The 17,087-nt window shown below is 44.6% G+C and carries 13 protein-coding genes; 7 read left to right on the top strand and 6 right to left on the bottom strand.

Annotated features, from left to right (window positions below; all coding sequences use genetic code 11):
* Nucleotides 1-183: 183 nt before the first annotated feature.
* Nucleotides 184-504, bottom strand: coding sequence for a helix-turn-helix transcriptional regulator (locus tag E7L17_RS14365; RefSeq protein WP_316323820.1), 321 nt, complete (start codon nt 502-504; stop codon nt 184-186).
* A 155-nt stretch (nt 505-659) separates the two neighbouring features.
* On the opposite strand from E7L17_RS14365, the gene E7L17_RS14370 reads away from it, so the two are divergent.
* From E7L17_RS14370 to E7L17_RS14400, 7 genes are all read left to right on the top strand, one after another.
* Nucleotides 660-1,943 (top strand): transglutaminase domain-containing protein, encoded by a 1,284-nt coding sequence (locus tag E7L17_RS14370; RefSeq protein WP_316323821.1) that lies wholly within the window; start codon nt 660-662, stop codon nt 1,941-1,943.
* Nucleotides 1,944-3,373: 1,430 nt separating this feature from the next.
* Complete coding sequence (locus E7L17_RS14375; RefSeq protein WP_316323822.1) at nt 3,374-4,642, top strand: CHC2 zinc finger domain-containing protein; 1,269 nt, start codon at nt 3,374-3,376, stop codon at nt 4,640-4,642.
* 3 nt (nt 4,643-4,645) lie between these two features.
* On the top strand, nt 4,646-6,265 hold the full coding sequence (locus tag E7L17_RS14380) for a DnaB-like helicase C-terminal domain-containing protein (RefSeq protein ID WP_316323823.1): 1,620 nt from the start codon (nt 4,646-4,648) through the stop codon (nt 6,263-6,265).
* Nucleotides 6,266-6,736: 471 nt separating this feature from the next.
* On the top strand, nt 6,737-7,594 hold the full coding sequence (locus E7L17_RS14385) for a hypothetical protein (protein ID WP_316323824.1): 858 nt from the start codon (nt 6,737-6,739) through the stop codon (nt 7,592-7,594).
* A 66-nt stretch (nt 7,595-7,660) separates the two neighbouring features.
* The gene (locus E7L17_RS14390) at nt 7,661-7,969 is read left to right on the top strand and encodes a hypothetical protein (RefSeq protein ID WP_316323825.1); all 309 of its coding nucleotides are present in this window, start codon (nt 7,661-7,663) and stop codon (nt 7,967-7,969) included.
* 169 nt (nt 7,970-8,138) lie between these two features.
* Nucleotides 8,139-8,744 carry a recombinase family protein gene (locus tag E7L17_RS14395; RefSeq protein ID WP_316323826.1) on the top strand — a complete coding sequence of 202 codons (606 nt, stop codon included), beginning with the start codon at nt 8,139-8,141 and terminating at the stop codon, nt 8,742-8,744.
* 705 nt (nt 8,745-9,449) lie between these two features.
* Nucleotides 9,450-10,961 carry a tyrosine-type recombinase/integrase gene (locus tag E7L17_RS14400; RefSeq protein WP_316323827.1) on the top strand — a complete coding sequence of 504 codons (1,512 nt, stop codon included), beginning with the start codon at nt 9,450-9,452 and terminating at the stop codon, nt 10,959-10,961.
* A 440-nt stretch (nt 10,962-11,401) separates the two neighbouring features.
* Here E7L17_RS14400 and E7L17_RS14405 read toward each other — a convergent pair whose 3' ends face one another.
* The 5 genes from E7L17_RS14405 to E7L17_RS14425 form a co-directional block, all read right to left on the bottom strand.
* Nucleotides 11,402-11,578: a hypothetical protein gene (locus E7L17_RS14405; protein ID WP_316323828.1), complete on the bottom strand. Its 177-nt coding sequence runs from the start codon at nt 11,576-11,578 to the stop codon at nt 11,402-11,404.
* Between the two features lie 86 nt (nt 11,579-11,664).
* The gene (ybaK, locus tag E7L17_RS14410; RefSeq protein WP_316323829.1) at nt 11,665-12,144 is read right to left on the bottom strand and encodes a Cys-tRNA(Pro) deacylase; all 480 of its coding nucleotides are present in this window, start codon (nt 12,142-12,144) and stop codon (nt 11,665-11,667) included.
* Nucleotides 12,145-12,235: 91 nt separating this feature from the next.
* Nucleotides 12,236-13,639, bottom strand: a complete 1,404-nt coding sequence (gene cysS / locus E7L17_RS14415) for a cysteine--tRNA ligase (protein WP_316323830.1) — start codon at nt 13,637-13,639, stop codon at nt 12,236-12,238.
* Between the two features lie 62 nt (nt 13,640-13,701).
* Nucleotides 13,702-14,382, bottom strand: coding sequence for a serine O-acetyltransferase (gene cysE / locus E7L17_RS14420; RefSeq protein ID WP_316323831.1), 681 nt, complete (start codon nt 14,380-14,382; stop codon nt 13,702-13,704).
* 881 nt (nt 14,383-15,263) lie between these two features.
* A complete protein-coding gene (locus E7L17_RS14425; protein WP_316323832.1) occupies nt 15,264-15,998 on the bottom strand; it encodes a hypothetical protein in 735 nt (244 codons plus the stop codon).
* Nucleotides 15,999-17,087 lie beyond the last annotated feature (1,089 nt).

Genomic DNA, 17,087 nt, shown 5'->3' on the forward strand with positions numbered 1-17,087 from the left:
TCATTTTGGACTGTATTCAATTACAAGGAGCTGGGGTATATGGGTATTACCAAATTACCAAACTTCATTTTGGATCGTATCCAATCGCAAGGAGCTGCACTATATGGGGTATCCCATATTCCACCTGACACAGATGCAGAAAGCGGACTGCATCAATTACAGTCCGCTTCAATCCAATGGATTCTATTTCTTTTTGGAGCCATATTTCCGGTACAGCAGTTCGATGTATTCCGCTGCCTTGTCTTTCTCCCTTTGGGGTAAAGCAGAATACTGGCGCAGTAGGTGTTCCGCAGATTCATCCGGAGCTAGTCCGAGCAAGTAGTCGGACGAAACGTGGAACAAGTCGCATAACCTTTTTACTGTATGTAGATTGGGTTCCCGGATGCCGGTTTCAAAGTGACCATAGTGGCTTGCCGATATATCCAATATCTTGGCAACTTGTTCTTGCGTCATGTCCGAGTCGATTCGCAAATCCCTTAAAAGCTCATGAAATTGCTTCTTCATTCGTTCACCCACCCTCTGAAATGATATAAAACCATTATATGGGTGAGCATAGGGCTTATTTATAAATCAATACCATTTGAATGTTTAACAAGATTTGACAATCCTATTTGTAGAGATATATAATAGGGATACACAATGTGAGGAGATGTTTTCTTATGTTAAAGCAAGCAAAATTGAAATACATAGCATGTCTTATAGGGGTATTGAGTGCATCCATTGCATTCTCTGGCTGCTCCACTGCTGAGGCAGAGGCAGTCCCAGCAAATGCGGTAATCAGTGAATCCAGTTCACAAATCAATACCGTAAATCTGGACAACCTCTATACACAAACAGAAGCTTTCTATGCTGCTTACGAACAGAATCAGGTGTCAGAGCCCGACCTCGCCAAAGCCTGTGCCACGGCGATACTGCTACAGGAGGAGCTTACGAACAACGTAAACCTACAAGCAGATACGGTCTACTCGGAGAAAATCAACAAGGCGTATGATATGCTTCTCAAGATGGATATCACGAAGCCTGACCTACAATTACAAGGTGATGTAGCTGGTACTTTCCCGAAGCTAGTAGATGCTACGGAGACGCTGGTATTATTAGTGGGAGGGGAGACGGCTTCGGAACAAAGTTCCTCGCCTAGCTCTGGGGTATCTGAAACGCTATCGAGCGTAGCCCCGCCCGTTTCAAGTCCCGTGTCCCAGACTTCCAGTTCGCCTAATCTCAACTCTGCAAAGCCTGCATCACAGGCACCAAAGGTAGAGTCGAAGCCAGCAAGTGTAGCCCCGAAGCCGGAGTCGAAACCCGCCTCACAAGCACCTGCTCCCAAACCTGCACCAAAGCCGGAGAGCAAGCCTACAAGTACGGCACCGACCCCAGCACCAGTAGCTCCCGAACCAGCAAAACCAGCTCCAAAACCAGCTCCCGCACCAGCACCTGCTCCCAAACCAGAAACAGGTGCCATCAAGACCCTCTACAGCGGAGCGAATTATGGAGCTAAGTCAGAATCTGAATTTAATCTGGTCATGGATAAGGCGAACGCCGCTAAAGGAAGTGACAAATATGCTTCCACTTACAGCTTCTACACGGATGCTACAGATGAAGAGTGGAACATGTATTTGGGGGTAGAGCGCAATGATACTTGGTTAGATATAGCCGCTCTAGCATCTTATGTAGGTTCTGGAGGCTCTGGCCAAGGCAGTGCTGGCAGTGCTTATGACTTCTTCACAGGTAAAAATACAATGTGTGGAGATAGAGCCAAAGCAAAGCAAGCAGTTCTTCAAGCAAACGGATACGATGCTAAACTTGCTTGGGGTACACGCAATGGAGTAGCCCATATGTGGCCGATGGTTAAAGTAGGCGGACAGTGGTATCACCTTGAGGGTAATGGTTACGGCACGGCAGTCCCCTCTGGTTACAAAATGAACGGTTCTGGTTACAACAGATAAGTATTAAGGGGTAGGATTAGCACTATACAATAAACAATAGAAGCTACAGATTCCAATACAATTAGGAGTCTGTAGCTTCTTTATACATACACACTAGGATTTAAAACTATAATAATACAGCAAGTGAGGCTGGCGAAGGTACTTTGCGGAGTATAGGTTGTTACAATAGATTAGTTGTTTCGATACCCTTTCCAGTACGCATAAACTAGCATGGGGATAACAGTCCATGCCAGAGGGTTAAAAGCACTAATTAAGAAATAGCGCAAAGGAACCGTGTTCGTTTGGTTTCGTTCTGAGTACCAAAGTAAAACAACCGATTGTAAGATTGTAATGGCACTCAGATAGAGACAAAACAGTGTTAAAAATCTAAACATTTCTATCAACCTTATCACTCCTAAATAATAGTGGTGTCGCCACACTTAAAAACCTCACTTGCCTTATTCATTATAGGATAAAGAAAATAGAAAAGCAAAGCTTTGTGCATTTGAAGCAGGTTTACTTATAAGGGGTAGGATTTTACAAATATAAATACAACAAAGAAGCTTCAAACTGTAATCAACACTACAGTTTGGAGCTTCTTTATACATATACACTAGGACTTTAAACTATAATAAATAGTGAGGTTGATGGTGTTTTTAATTCATTGTCTGTGGGGGTATCAAGCAGCCCTTACGCTGCCTTGCATTCCTCTGCTTTAAAATCTCTCAAGTGGTAAAAAAGCTCCCCTATAGTGGCTTAAAACGCCCCCCTAAGTGGCAAGAAATTGTTTCTCCATTTATCCCTAAAAACGGCTGTGCTATGCGATTTTCAACCTGTTTTAGCTTCTGTTTTTTTAGCTGACATAAATCCATATCGAAGATATGAACCTATCGGCCTGACGGCCTAGGTTCTTTTTTTATGTATTTTCCCCCAGCAAAAATAGGAAGGGCTTCCGATTGCTACTGGATTGATTGAGAAATTGACAGTAAGCTCTAACACGGAATAGAGAGAACATGACATCAGCCTTTCACAAAGAAATGACAAAGCATGGATTCCAAGATGGTATGGATACACACACCTGCACCCTGACCCTTGGATTAGAATCGGCCTGACAAGTTGCTCTTGGGGGGATATCTAGCCGGGAAGAAATAGAAACATTAGAATCGGCAGTATGGATTCGCTGTTGGAAGAATGGAGTACCCTCTCTTTTCCCCTCGTTTTTCTGTATTTGGGGTAGATTTCGAGCGAACGGCAAGGTGTTTGCCCTCTCCTTAGACTTTGAAATTTGCGTAAGCAGTGGTCACGAGAGTTGGAATATAAGGGGTAGCGAAATCAACCGGAACCGCAGGAACAAACACTCTGCATAGCAGTTTTCAAATAAGAGTGTTTCAGGAGGGGCTTCATATCCTTTCCGGTTGATATTGCAAAACAAACCGAAAGGAGACGGTAATATGAAGACAGAAGATTCTCTTACCGTAATTAGCCTAAAGGGGTATTCCTGTGCGCTGCTGCCCGGTAATAAGGAACAGCGAAAGAGAGAACGCTTTCATTTAGAAAGGATTTCTAGAGGAAGCGAATTGCCGATTTCCAGTAAAATCATCCTTTTGATTTACACACTGTTCAGCTACCTGTATCAAACGGATGACCCACGAAACCGTACCCAGTTCCAGATTAACCTGAACAAATTCGGGGAATTTGCAAGGATTAAAATGGACAAAGCACAGCGGCTCAGCTTTTTGATTCAATTTCAAGAGTTGTTTGAGGTGTTTGGGGTAGAAAATCAAGGAACTGCTTTAAAGAAGGAGCGGCTGTTCACAAACTTGGAGCTATTGCCCGACGGTGTGACCCTCTATTGCGAGACCACCTACTTCAGTAAGATTTTGAGCGAAATTCTTACACAGGTAGATGCTCAATTGGAAGAGCACATCATACTGTATTGGTACACACCCATGATTCGTTCCTCTATTCTGGGTGCAAAGGATTCCAACGCTGCACTTGCCGTCTTGCTCCTTGCTGTATTGGTTGCCCAGAGAGGTACAGGCGGGAGAGCGGTTATTATTTCCCTGCGAGAGCTGGTTGAACGAATCCCAGAGCTGAATAGCTATGTTTGGAATACTTCTCTGGATGTTGGAAACCGCAGTCGAAAGCTGCGTAGATGGTTTAACCGTCTGTCGCATGGATTGGGAAGCAATTACTATTTTGAGAAGTACAGTAAGCTCATGGAGCACTTTCAGTCCTTTAAACTCTTCACTTTTTTGGGAAGGGATGGGAATAAAGACAATCCCACAGTCCCCCAGCTGAACAGCTCCAAAAATAAGATTGCAATTCGCTATGAGGGATATCAGAACGCCAGCTTAGCAAAGCTGCCGGCTGAGGACTTTTCCTTTAGAGCCTTCATTCCTCTAAAAGACTATGAGAGGATGTCTTATCGCAACAAGATAAATTCTCTGAAATACTTTCTCAAAGACTATCTGCTCCATCTAGGGGTAGAGGGGGTAGCTGATGATAACTTTTGTTGTGTGCTGCCGAATCATCATGATGCGCACCCCAGCATGCACTTTTATAGTTCTGGGAATCACCCATGGCCAAACGTTAAATGCTTTGGCTGCGACTTTTATGGAGATCTTCTGGATTTGATTCAGGCCGTAGAAGGGGTAAGTTTTGGGGAAGCACGAACAATAGCAGAGTCCCTGTTTGTTAGGGACACGGAAGGAGAATGAGAAATGGATTTCAGTCAGGCTCAAAATCAAAACGTTCAAATGTTAGTGGGGTATTTGGAGTCCCGCTCTGTCGGTGGGATTCCTGCTGAAATGGCAGGAACCGAGCTTTTCTTTTGCCCAAAGGATAAGCTGGAAGATTGCGAAATCCGTTTCCGAACAAGCACCGGTTCCACCTTGCGCCACAAACCGTTCGACACCAATGGTTCGAACTACTACAAGGATAAGGACAAGCCTTGCGGCGTGTTCAACGCAAGAGCGGCTCAGGAAAAGGTGTTTGCCGTCACTGAGGGGGTATATGATGCACTTTCCCTAACAATATGCGACATTGCTGCTCTCGCTTTATTGGGGACGGGGAACCGCTACTTTTATGACCTGCTGGATTCACTTTCTTCTCGGGACTGCGTGATTTTACTCTGCATGGATAACGATGAGGCTGGTCGAACAGCAAGTGCAAAGCTGCAAAACAAGCTGGCGGAAAAGGGGTTCCAAAATGTGTATGACATCACTGGGACACTTTGCCCTGCAAATGAGCTAGGGCTAAAAGACCCCAATGATTTTCTAAAGCATAGCGACGAAGAGTTTGAATCCAATGTCAATCTGATAAAAGCAGAGGCAGAAAAAGTCCTGCTGAATCAGCCCAGTCAGCTGGATACAGTCACCGAACTGCCCCCTACCTTGGATCAGACATTTGATTCTATCCTGAATGGGATGGAATCGTCCGAAGCCCTCCCGACTGGAATACACGAGCTGGACAAAATGCTGCACGGGGGTATCCGTGACAACAGCTTTGTCACGCTGGTGGGTGCGCCGGGAGCAGGAAAAACCGCCTTTCTGCTTGCAATGCTGAATTCTTTTGTACGGCAAAACCGAAAAGTGTTTTACTGTACCTACGACATGGCAAAAAGCGAGATGCTTCAGCGCATGATTTCTCTACAAAGCTTTCGACAAGCTCCCGAAAAAGCAATTCCCTACAGCACCCTGTCTGCCGGGATGCAAAAGCTCGCTAAAACAAAGCAAATAGCTGTCGCTGATGCTTTGCACATCTTAAGGAAGGACGTATTTCCTCATGTGACACTGCTCAATGCAGAAGACGCTCGGTTTGCCGAGGATTTGGAACGAATGGCAAAGCACTGCTTTACCCATGGTGTGAAAGCTGTTTTTCTCATTGACTATTTGCAGCTGCTGCGCAGTCAACGGTATGCACAAGATAGCAAGACGAACATAGAAAATGTGAGTGCAATTCTTCATCGTATTGCTAAGACATACAGTTCTCCTGTCCTTGCCATCTCTGAAACCGGAAAGCAGTACTATTCCAATGACAAAGCAAAAGCAAAGCTTACCAATGGTCATTTCCAAAGCAGCTTCGATTTGGGCGCACCAAAAGAGTCCGGTAAGATTGAATTTAGCTCAGATATCTGCCTTGCCATTGAGAGTCACCCTGCGGATTCTTCAAAGGGAGTCATCACCCTTTTAAAGAACCGCTATGGACGAAAGACCAGCCTATGGGTGGAGTACCAATTGGCTTACGGCTTCTTTGGGGTATCTGGTGGAAGCTTTGCTTCTTCCTCAAAATCTCCCGGTAGCTCTCTGTCCCAATTAAATGGCTTTAAGGAACGATCCTAAAGACCTGCTTTCTCCAGCTCCAAACCTCATTGGAGCTGGAGATTCTTTTTGTATGAAGCATTTTTTGTGTTTTGAAATGCACACGATAGCTGCTGAACTAAAACCATACGATTGCTGCAAAAGGCACTGATTTTGGTCTTAATTTCCACTTCGGTTTTCTCTTAATTTTTCTGCGGAATTCTCTCAGCTTCTCTTTTTTTGCATTTTCCGGCTGGCTGGGCGGGGTTTCGGGCTGCAACAACTCCCAACACTGCCCCATTATCTTAATTTTTCTCTGCGCATCAGAACAGCATATCCAAACTTTTTTTGCAGAGTGTTTTTAAGGATTTTTCACAAAAAAATGAAATTGCTTTGGATATATGATTTTGAGAGAAAAGTTTTCATGTGCCATTCAATTCTGTAGAGGCTGGGGTACTGTTTTATGGATACAGAAATGTATTACTAAAATTTAGTAAGGAGGTTTGTTAAATAATGACAAACGATATGGAGCCAAATTACGCCGGGGAGTTTAATACGGTGAATTGGCACTTAAACAACCAGTTCTACCTCAGACTGCAAAAACAGGTGCGTAAAACCGGTAAGATTTTGGTGCTGGGGAAACGAAAAGTCGGCCATGAGCTGTCTTTAGAACAATTTCAAGGCATCGACAAATCGCTTTCGCTGGATGTAGAGGTTGCAAAGCTGGAGAAATTCTCCTTAGAGAAGTATCTCGGCGAAGGGATCGACTACTTAAAGCACACCACAGCGTTATGCGGGGTGTATCTGCTTGAGACCAGCTGCTGCAGTGTCCAGCACAAAACACAAACCGGCGGCTTTACCAGCTCCATCAGCACCCGGAGCCTACCCTTGATGCAGGCGTTTGCTGGGGGATTGTCACAGCAAACGATGACAGAAAATCGTCACTTTCTGCTCAAGGGACTGGACGAACAGATCCGCACGGGCAAGGTACATTCGATCCGTTTGGAGCACAACAGCCGGGGAGTTCCCACGCTTCGGCAGGAGGTAGTCAACCTGAACACCATGAAGCTGACTCCCCATTTTCTGGTGATAGAGGCAGCGACCCATTTGCTTCGCCTGTGCCAGAGCAGTCCGGTCAGAATCCGGTATGCGGAAGGAACCACCATTGCGACTCGTGATGTGAGCCTATGCCGAGGCTTTTTGTTCCGACAATACCGCTACGGCTGGCAGTCGATTCTCTCCGGTGCGTGGGATGGCAAATCCGCCACCCTGCATCTTCCAGTCTGTCACAGCAATTCACAAGTCACGATTGAGGAGTTTAACCTCTATCGGATTTGTGCAGTCGTTCCGTTTCAAACAACAGGAAAGTAACCTCTATTCCCCCGGTTTCCGCTACTCCCGCTATTCCCTCGGTTCCCGCTACTCCCGCTGTTCCTTATGGGGCGCACGGCGGGGCAACGTCCGTGCAAGCTGCTTTCGGGGGCATACGGGGACTGCCGCCTGTTTTCGAGCCACACGGCGGCTCACAGCGGTCACACTGTCCAATGGCAGGTTGGGCTGTATTCTGCAAGGTTTACCGCCCCGCCTGCCCTCGCCGCTTCGTGGTGTAGGGGTATCATCCTCACCGCTGGGCTACGGCTGCCAACGTGCTGTGCAAGGCTGCTTGGGGTATTAGGCGGCTGTCCTCTGCCTGTTACCGCCACACGGGGCGAACACGGGCGCAACACGGTTCGGGCTGCTGTATGAGAGCAGCCCGCTGCGTTGTATTAGGTAACTTGTTTGTTAGGGTGTACTTAAATAGACTACCCGGCTGCCTCTTGTTTCCTATGGCTTCTTTGTTTCAAAAGGTTTAAGGGGTATTTGGAATATGGGCAGCTTCGCCGTTGGTAGTTTTTCAACAGATTGGAGGCTTTTCATGCGAATATATGGCTATGCTCGGGTGAGCAGCAAAGAACAGCATTTAGACAGACAAATTGCAGCTCTACGCCAGTTTGGGATAGAAGAGCGCAATATTATAGAAGAAAAAGCTTCTGGCAAAGATTTTAACCGACCGAACTATGCGGTATTGCGAAACGCCTTGCTTCGTGAGGGGGATGTACTAGTTGTAACCTCGCTTGACCGCCTATCCAGAAACAAAGCGGACATTAAAGCGGAGTTGGAATATTACCGCCAGCGGAATGTTCGCATAAAGGTTTTAGATTTACCAACTACCCTAATTGATTTAGCAGAAGGACAGGATTGGGTTCTGGATATGGTGAATCATATTCTGATTGAGGTTTTATCCAGCATTGCAGAGCAGGAGCGTGTCACCATCCGAAAGCGTCAGGAAGAAGGCATCGCCGCAGCAAAAGCAAAAGGAAAGAAATTCGGTCGACCTGAGATTATGATGCCGGAGGATTTTCCGCAGCAGTTGGAGCGAGTCAAAAATCAGGAGATTTCGGCAAAGCAGTTGATGCAGGAGTTAGGATTGAAGCGAAACACATATTACCGTTTTGTACATGAGTTGGAGCAATTATCTTAACTATCATTGTTTTAACAATAACAAGGGAGTGCTGCCTGTCAATTACAAGCAGTACTCCCTTGTTCGTTTAAAAAAACAGGAGAATATTTTTTCATCATTTCACCTGCAAACTTTCAAATAATGCAGATAATATTATAAGTATACTTATAATAAATGCTTACAATTTTAAAAGTTTTACTTTTTATATCCCTTATATGACACAAAATACCGCTATGTAACGTAACGCCCCTCTTACGAGAGTACTCATTATAAAAGCTCCAAACCATCTATTGCACGTTCAATACAACAGATTATCTTTCCTTCCAGCGTTAAAGTGACTACTATGCTTTTGGCACCTTTATATTCAGGCAATTTCTGAAACACAATTCTCTCTGGGCTTTGGTAGTCAATTTCTCTTTCAAATGAGATATCTGCTCAATTAGTATTAATTCGTTCTGATTTGATTCTAAAAGAAGGTTTATTTTGAAAAACATTCAGTACCCATAAATACCATAAATCAAAACCATTGACACATTAGGGCGAAGGAGTTGATCCTTCGCCCCTTGTTTTTTGCTGTTTTTTTATTCAGTTACAGAATAATTAACATATTTTTTTATTTTGTTAAGGATATTGCCCTTTGTTTTTCCAGTTGAACAAGGAGGCTGTGCTTAAACACCAGCAATGTGGTTTTACATTGACTATTTACAAATAGGCTGGTGTATCAAAATGGAGTTGAACGAAAAGTATGGCAAACAGACTTTAACGCTGGAGGAAACGGCAAAGGAATTGGGAGTGAGCGTCCCTGACCTTGATCATCTTATCGAGAACGGAGAATTATGTGTTAAAAAGATCGGAAATCTCACCATTGTTCCCATTTCTGTACTGGAACGATATTTGGGACTTGAAGAATCAGCAGGTCAGAGTTATGATACCAAACCAAATAACGAAGAGGAGGTTTTCAAAATGGAAACGCCGTACGGCACAGGTAGTATTCTATATGTAAAAGCAAGAAACGTGTTCCGATACGCCATCAGCAATGGGAAAGATGCAGTCACCGGAAAACGCAACAGAATCATAAAAGGGGATTTTTACTCTCGAGAAGAAGCAGAAGAAGCACTGCGAAATGCTTTGAAAGAAATGGGCGAGGCCGCTTCTGGCTCTGGGGTAGCTCCCACCGTACCCATAGCACCAACCACTCTCCCCATGCAAAATGCTCCACGCATTACCGTTCGGGACTATTTGGATCGGCATCTCTTTACGATGTTTACAGCTCCCACTGCACGCACAAAGCATTGCTATGCCACGAGCGCAAAGCTAATTGTAAAATCAAAACTTGGAGATATGTACTTAGACGAGCTAACACGAATGGATATTCAGGAATTCCTGAACAGTATGTCCCATATGTCGCAGAGTACCTTGGATAAGATTCGTCTTGTCCTGCGTAAAATGACTGCTGTTGCTGCTGAGGACAATCTGATCCCGAAAGATGTAGGCCGAATGGTGAAAAAAGCGAAATCTACGCAAAGAGATTTACGTTCCGATGATGAAAAGGTGTATTCGAAGGAACAAATCAACGCCATCTTATCCCATGCAAAACAGGATAGCGATCCTATGATTTACACAGTTCTTATATTGGAAACACTAACCGGAATGAGACCGGAAGAAGTTCGTGCCTTGCTGAAAACCGATGTGAACTTTGCTACATGTGAGATTCACATCCATCAGGCTGCCATCATGAAGCCAATACTAGGGAGCAGCGCACTTTCCAAAACCACTGGCAGAGAGTGCGCAATTGGGCCCACAAAAAGCCCTGCAGGAGTTCGTACCTTGCAAATAGGTGAATACGGAATCGAAGCAATTCAAGAATGGTTGGGGTATTTGGAAAAGAATCACCCTGCAAAATACCAGAACCAGTTCCTGTTCCCCTCGTCAACTGATGTTCCTATGAGGGATGACGTTCTGAATACCGCATTTAACCGCTTCAAAAAGCGCCATGGCTTTGGAAAAGAGTACACCCTCTATAAGTTCAGGCATACCTTTGCCACCACACTAGCAGAGTCTGGCGTTTCTGTCAAAACTGCCATGCGTTTGATGGGGGATTCTACTACCAATGTAATTTTGGGTGTCTACACACACGTTAGAAGTGACGAGGCGAAGCGTACTGGTCAGCAAATCAACCAAGTGTATTGTGATATGCTTTCGCTGCCGCAAACAGAACAAGAAACTATTATGGAATAAATAAGCCCATATTCCCTATTAACGTAACAGCCTGAATTGACACAGCTTATCAATTCAGGCTGTTTTTTTGAATTATTATTCATTTTAATGTGAAAATATAATTCTTTAATATCAATAAAAATCACTGCTTATGTGGATACCTTTGGATACCCTCAATTGCTTTTTGCTCTTTTTACGCTTGGGGTAAAATTAAAAAACGTAGGATTCATGCGGTTTTCCGCAACTCCTACGTTTATTCTATCTGTCTATTCGGGATTACAAATCAGCTGCTCTACCAACTGAGCTACACCAGCATGACTCAAAAATTGAGCGCTTGAATAATATATCATTTTTATTAGATTTTGTCAATACAATTTCTGCAAAAAGTGAGAAAACCACATTGAATTCCATTCTCTTTGCCGAATCCACACAATCCTTGAAAGAAAAACCAAGCCGTATCCCTACTTCGGCTTGGTTTCTTTCTGCTTTTCCAATGCGCTGTTCATCAAACTTAAAAGCTCAATTTCGCTGCGAAACGGGCTTTCTTTCTCCCCCTCCAGCCAATGCAGGTTGCCCTGCCAGGTTGAGGCTCTGCGATACAGCACATCGACAACAAATGTTGCCTTTTCCTCATTCATATTCTATTCTCTCCCGTTTTACTCCCCTATTGGGAGCCCTATTCTACCTGCAATCATATAGAATTGTACCCGGTTTGTCAAATACATTATTTGCACAAGCTTGCAGTAGTGGCACCAATCAGCGCAATTAAATCTGCCGGCTTCAACTCCACCTGTGTGCCAATTTTACCGCCGCTTACGATGATGGCAGGCAGCGCCATACAGGATTCGTCAATAACTGTTCGAAATTGCTTTTTCATGCCAATGGGAGAGCAGCCGCCACGTATATAGCCGGTAACGGCATTGATTTCATTTACATGAATCATCTCAACTGATTTTTCTGCGACGGACTGCGCCGCAGCCTTTAAGTTCAGCTCCTGCTCTACCGGAATCACAAATACATAAAAGTTTTTACTGGCACCTCGAGTCACCAGTGTTTTAAACACCTGCTCCACCGGTTGATTCAGCTTATGTGCCACAGATACACCATCGATAAGTCCGTCCTCGTGTGAATAGAAATGGAATCGATACGCTACTTTTTCCTTATCTAAAATGCGCATCACATTTGTTTTATGTTCCTTTGCCACTGATTTGCTCTTCCTTTCTTATCAAGTAAAATCTGTATTATTACGGAAACGGACAGCCGCGAAAAACGGCTGTCCGTGCTTAAGGCAGAATTTATTCTACAATCTTCCACTTAATGCCTTGGGGGGTATCCTCCAAAACAACATGACGCGCTTTGAGTTCATCTCGAATACGGTCAGCGGTTGCCCAATCCTTTGCTTGGCGAGCATCGTTACGCTGCTGAATCAGCGCTTCAATTTCCTCATCGAGAGACTGATTATTTCTCTGGTACAAAAGCCCTAAAACATCGGCAAGCTGTTCGTACAAAGCCAAAGCCGCATTATAAAGCTCTTTGCTCTTCTCACCGGGAATCAGGTTGGTATTAATTTCACGCGCAAGGTCAAACAAGACCGAAATCGCATCTGCTGTGTTGAGGTCATCGTCCATTGCGGTGATAAAACGCTGGCGGAATGAATCCAGAGCATCAACCAGCTCCTGCTCGCCCTCTTTCAAGCCCTCAGGGGCATTGTCACGCGCAAAGATAAGGTTGTCTCGGCAATTATAGAGGCGGTCTAACGCCGCTTTGCACTGCTCAATGATTTCAACGCTATAATTGATGGGACTGCGATACTGGGACGAAACCATCAAGAAGCGAATCGGCTCGTAGCCATACACGTTCGCAACCTCACGAACCGTGAAAAAGTTGTTGAGAGATTTGCTCATCTTATGATTATCTACATTGATATAACCATTGTGCATCCAGTAATGGGCAAAGGGAACCCCGTTGCAGCATTCGCTTTGGGCAATCTCATTCTCATGGTGGGGGAAAATCAAATCCTGACCACCGCAGTGAATGTCGATTGTCTCTCCCAAAAAGTGACGTGCCATAGCAGAGCATTCAATATGCCAGCCGGGGCGGCCTTTGCCCCAAGGGGAATCCCAGCTTGGCTCGCCGGGCTTTGCGGACTTCCACACAGCAAAATCCATGGCATCTTCTTTCACTTCATCCACGCTGATACGTGCGCCAGCCTGCAAATCGTCCAGCGGCTGGTGAGAAAGCTTGCCATACTCATCAAATTTCTTTGTGCGGAAGTAAACATCCCCGTTCCCCGCAGCATAGGCATACCCTTTTTCTACAAGGCTTTGAATAATCTGGAGAATATCTTCCATGCTTTCCGTTGCAAGAGGATGCACCGTTGCACGGCGCACATTCAGTCCGCTTGCATCGGTATTATATTCCTCAATATACTTGCGGGAAACCGTCAAATAATCGGAGCCTTCCTCGTTTGCCTTACGGATGATTTTATCATCAATATCCGTGAAATTTTGGACAAAGGTAACCTTTAGGCCACGGTATTCCATATAGCGGCGCAGAATATCAAATACACAGATGGGTCTGGCATTACCAATATGAATGTAGTTATACACGGTGGGACCGCAGGCGTAAATTTTTGCTTCTCCCTCTTTTATAGGGATAAACTCTTCCTTTTGTCTTGTTAATGTATTGTATATTTTCATAGAAAACCTCCTGCGCTACTGCGCCGTCATTCTATTTTTATCTTAGTCTTTTAACGTATCTTTCATTCATGTTTTTCATATAGGAATCGCTCTTTTTGGCAGGTCTCCAAACGATTTACAAGCTGCTCCAGCTGTTCACCCAATGCCTCGCAAACATTTTGCAGGTCTGCCATCTCTTGCTGCATGGGGTCAGACACATGAATCTGATCCAAATCGTAGGGCCTTTCACCGTTGATTCGGGCAATTTTGGCGGGAACACCTACGGCTGTTGCCCCCTCAGGCACCTCGCTGAGTACCACCGCACCGGCGGCAACACGCGCGTTATCTCCCACCTTAAACGGCCCAAGAATTTTTGCACCGGAGCCAACCATTACATTATTGCCAAGGGTTGGGTGGCGTTTCCCGTGGTCTTTTCCCGTTCCGCCCAAAGTAACCCCTTGGTACAGTGTGCAGTAATCGCCAATTTCGGCCGTTTCACCGATTACCACGCCCATACCATGGTCTATAAATAAGCCTTTGCCGATTGTTGCGGCAGGGTGAATCTCTACCCCAGTTTTATGACGGGCACGCTGAGAAATATATCTGGCAATCAGCTTCATGTTATGGCGATAAAACCAATTCGCTTTTCGATAGGAGCGCACAGCCCGAAAGCCTGAATAAAGCAAGTAAACCTCTAACCGAGATCTTGCCGCAGGGTCACGTTCTAAAATCGAGTCCAGCTCCGCTTTTAAATTTTTAAACATACCCGACTCCTCCATTATGGCATCACAATTTGGTAAAAGCAATAAAATGGCAATAAAAAAACCTCTCGTCCCCCAAAAGGGACGGAGGCGGCATCCGCGGTTCCACTCCGTTTTATTACTCAGCGGCGGTAACGGCGCCGTGCCGAACAGAGATACTCAGCGCACATTTGTGCCTGTTCCCCCTGCTTGCTCTCCTTTTACGGAACACGGGTGCATTTTCCGCCGAACTCCCCGCAAAAAGCGCTTACAGCCGGTGGCGCTTTCTCTCTGGTGCGTTTGTTCCGGGTACTTTTCCCGTTTGCAGCATTTGAATACTATTGTATGCAACTTTATCAAATTGTTGCCATAAATCAGTATACAACAAAGCTCTCAGCTTGTAAAGAGCCGGTGATTTTCCATTTTAAAGGCATTATATTCATTTGAAAGAATTAAAACTCTCAAAATCAAGTTTTCACCATACATTTATTTTGTCTTTTTTAAATTCTCCAATAAAAAATATCGATTTCTTGTTTTAACATATATGATAAGTATGTGTTAATTTTCTGTTTATCATTTAGGAAGTGATTAATTCGTTCGCAAAAAAAGTTTTTCACTACGGTGTAAAGGCATTCTGCTGGCGCAGAGCTTGCCCCTCGTGCCGGGGCGGGCACAACCTTTCACGAAAGGGTGAAAGGTTGCAAAGGCCTTCTAGGGGAGAGTATCGATTCTCTCCCCTAGAACCCCTCTCAACGACCAAAGGCTCTGCCTTTGGAATTCGAGTGAGCTCCCGCTCTGCATCTGTTTTCCGCACAGGAAACAAGCCTGTGCGTTGCAGATTGCGTTTAAGGCTTTGATTTGCCGCCAATAAATAGCAGTAAATACAACGATACGATAAACTATATCTACGATTTAATAATTGGACTATTTTTTCTTTTGTACCACTCGACTAAATGAAATATAATACAAGCCAATCCGCACAACACTGCACCCTCAATTAGTGGCAAAGTCCCTACCCAAGCAACAAATTGCCAAATCTCCGTGCTATCCAGCCAATCAGGATTTATACTGAACAATGTCTCAAAATAGGAGCTTAAAACTAGCTGAATGGAGCAGAGTAGAAAAAAAGCGGATTTTTGCCACTTGGGCTTTAACTGATTCCCAAAAACTAGAACCCAAAACAGAGCCGTGCAAATTACCATTGTAATGCCAAGTGCCGTAGCAAAAGCATCTAGGAAAAAAAACTCGTACAAGCGGAACATCCATCCAACACAAAAGGCCGTCGATAAAAGCGCCATGCCCCAAAGGAAACGATACGCGAACGGCTGCAACAGGGTTTTCAACAATTTAGGGCACTTTCGCGGAAAGGAGCCGCGTGTTAGATAAATGCACACAGCTGGTGCAAGTAGAGTATAGAGATACTTGAATTCTTCAGAAAAAACGGTTACCTCAAATTCATAAGGCAATATCACTTGAACCACAGCAAGCAATTCAAAAATAAAAATAACTGGGTAAAATAGAATGATTGCTCCAAGAATTAAGAGTTTTTTTTGAGAAGAGAGCTTATAACGCTTTTTTTTTGCTAATTTGTAACGTTTTTTTACTGGAGTAGCATGAATACTCAAGTCATCCACCGGCACAATGATTCCCTCCTATTTTTATAATACTTTTTAAATATATATTTATTATACCATACTATAATAATCTTCTCTTATATTTACTTATTTGAATAATAGTGATGGTCTAGAGAATTTATCTATCTTAATGCCGGGGCGGGCACAACCTTTCACGAAAGGGTGAAAGGTTGCAAAGGCCTTCCAAGGGAAGAGCTCCCGCTCTGCATCTGTTTTCCGCACAGGAAACAAGCCTGTGCGTTGCAGATTGCAAGTAAGGTTTTGATTTGCCGCTCGTAAATGAAACAAGTACCTCGCTACCGAACATGTTTCTGCGAGAAGACAAGAGCGCTCTAAAAATGACCGCCGACGGAAGATTGCATTATGCTATCTGTTTGAATAAGCAAAGGAGAGTGGGCATTTTTAATGGAGCGCCTTTATAGAAGCTTTCGTTTTCTGGCTTGTGGTCGTTCCCCAAACGGAATCCAAAGGCGGAGCCTTTGGTGAGTCTTTCCTCCTTTTCTTCTCATCAAGAAAAGGAGAGCCTGCCCCGGCTTGAGGAGCGAATGAAAAGAAAAAAGAAATTCTCTGCGGCACTAGCCGCTCTAAAATCTGTTGGACTTTTCATTTAGTCTAGAGAAAGTTTTTGCATAGTTGCTGGTAAAGTAAGCAGAAACTGGCTGTAAAGAATGTATAGGCAAAAAAGAACGCCGTTCCAATGAAGGAACGGCGTTAGCCACACAGGCGATGTGTGCGGCTTTGTACTCTTACAGACAATAGCGCGGCGAAGCTGGGAGATTCTATTTATTCCTCCAAAGTGCTCAGGGGGTTCGCTGGTGATTGTGCCATTCCCACAAGGGAGTAAAAATCTTGCTAATGTGATTCAACATAAAAAATAACCCACAATTCTTCGCGGCTCATCACTACCGCAAATGTGAACTGCCGTTTAACCCCAGCTCCGCGTTGCCTTGTCTGTAAGGCAACAAAAAAGCGCTTGTAACGGATAGGCCCTCCTCATTCAGGGCCAATTCCACAACAAGCGCTCATTCTATCAGTGCATCTCACAACCAGAACAGAAAATGATCCATTTTGCGCTCCCTCTTCTGTTTACAAGTG

Source organism: Clostridium sp. (genome assembly GCF_032576335.1).
GTDB lineage: Bacteria > Bacillota > Clostridia > Oscillospirales > Acutalibacteraceae > Faecalispora.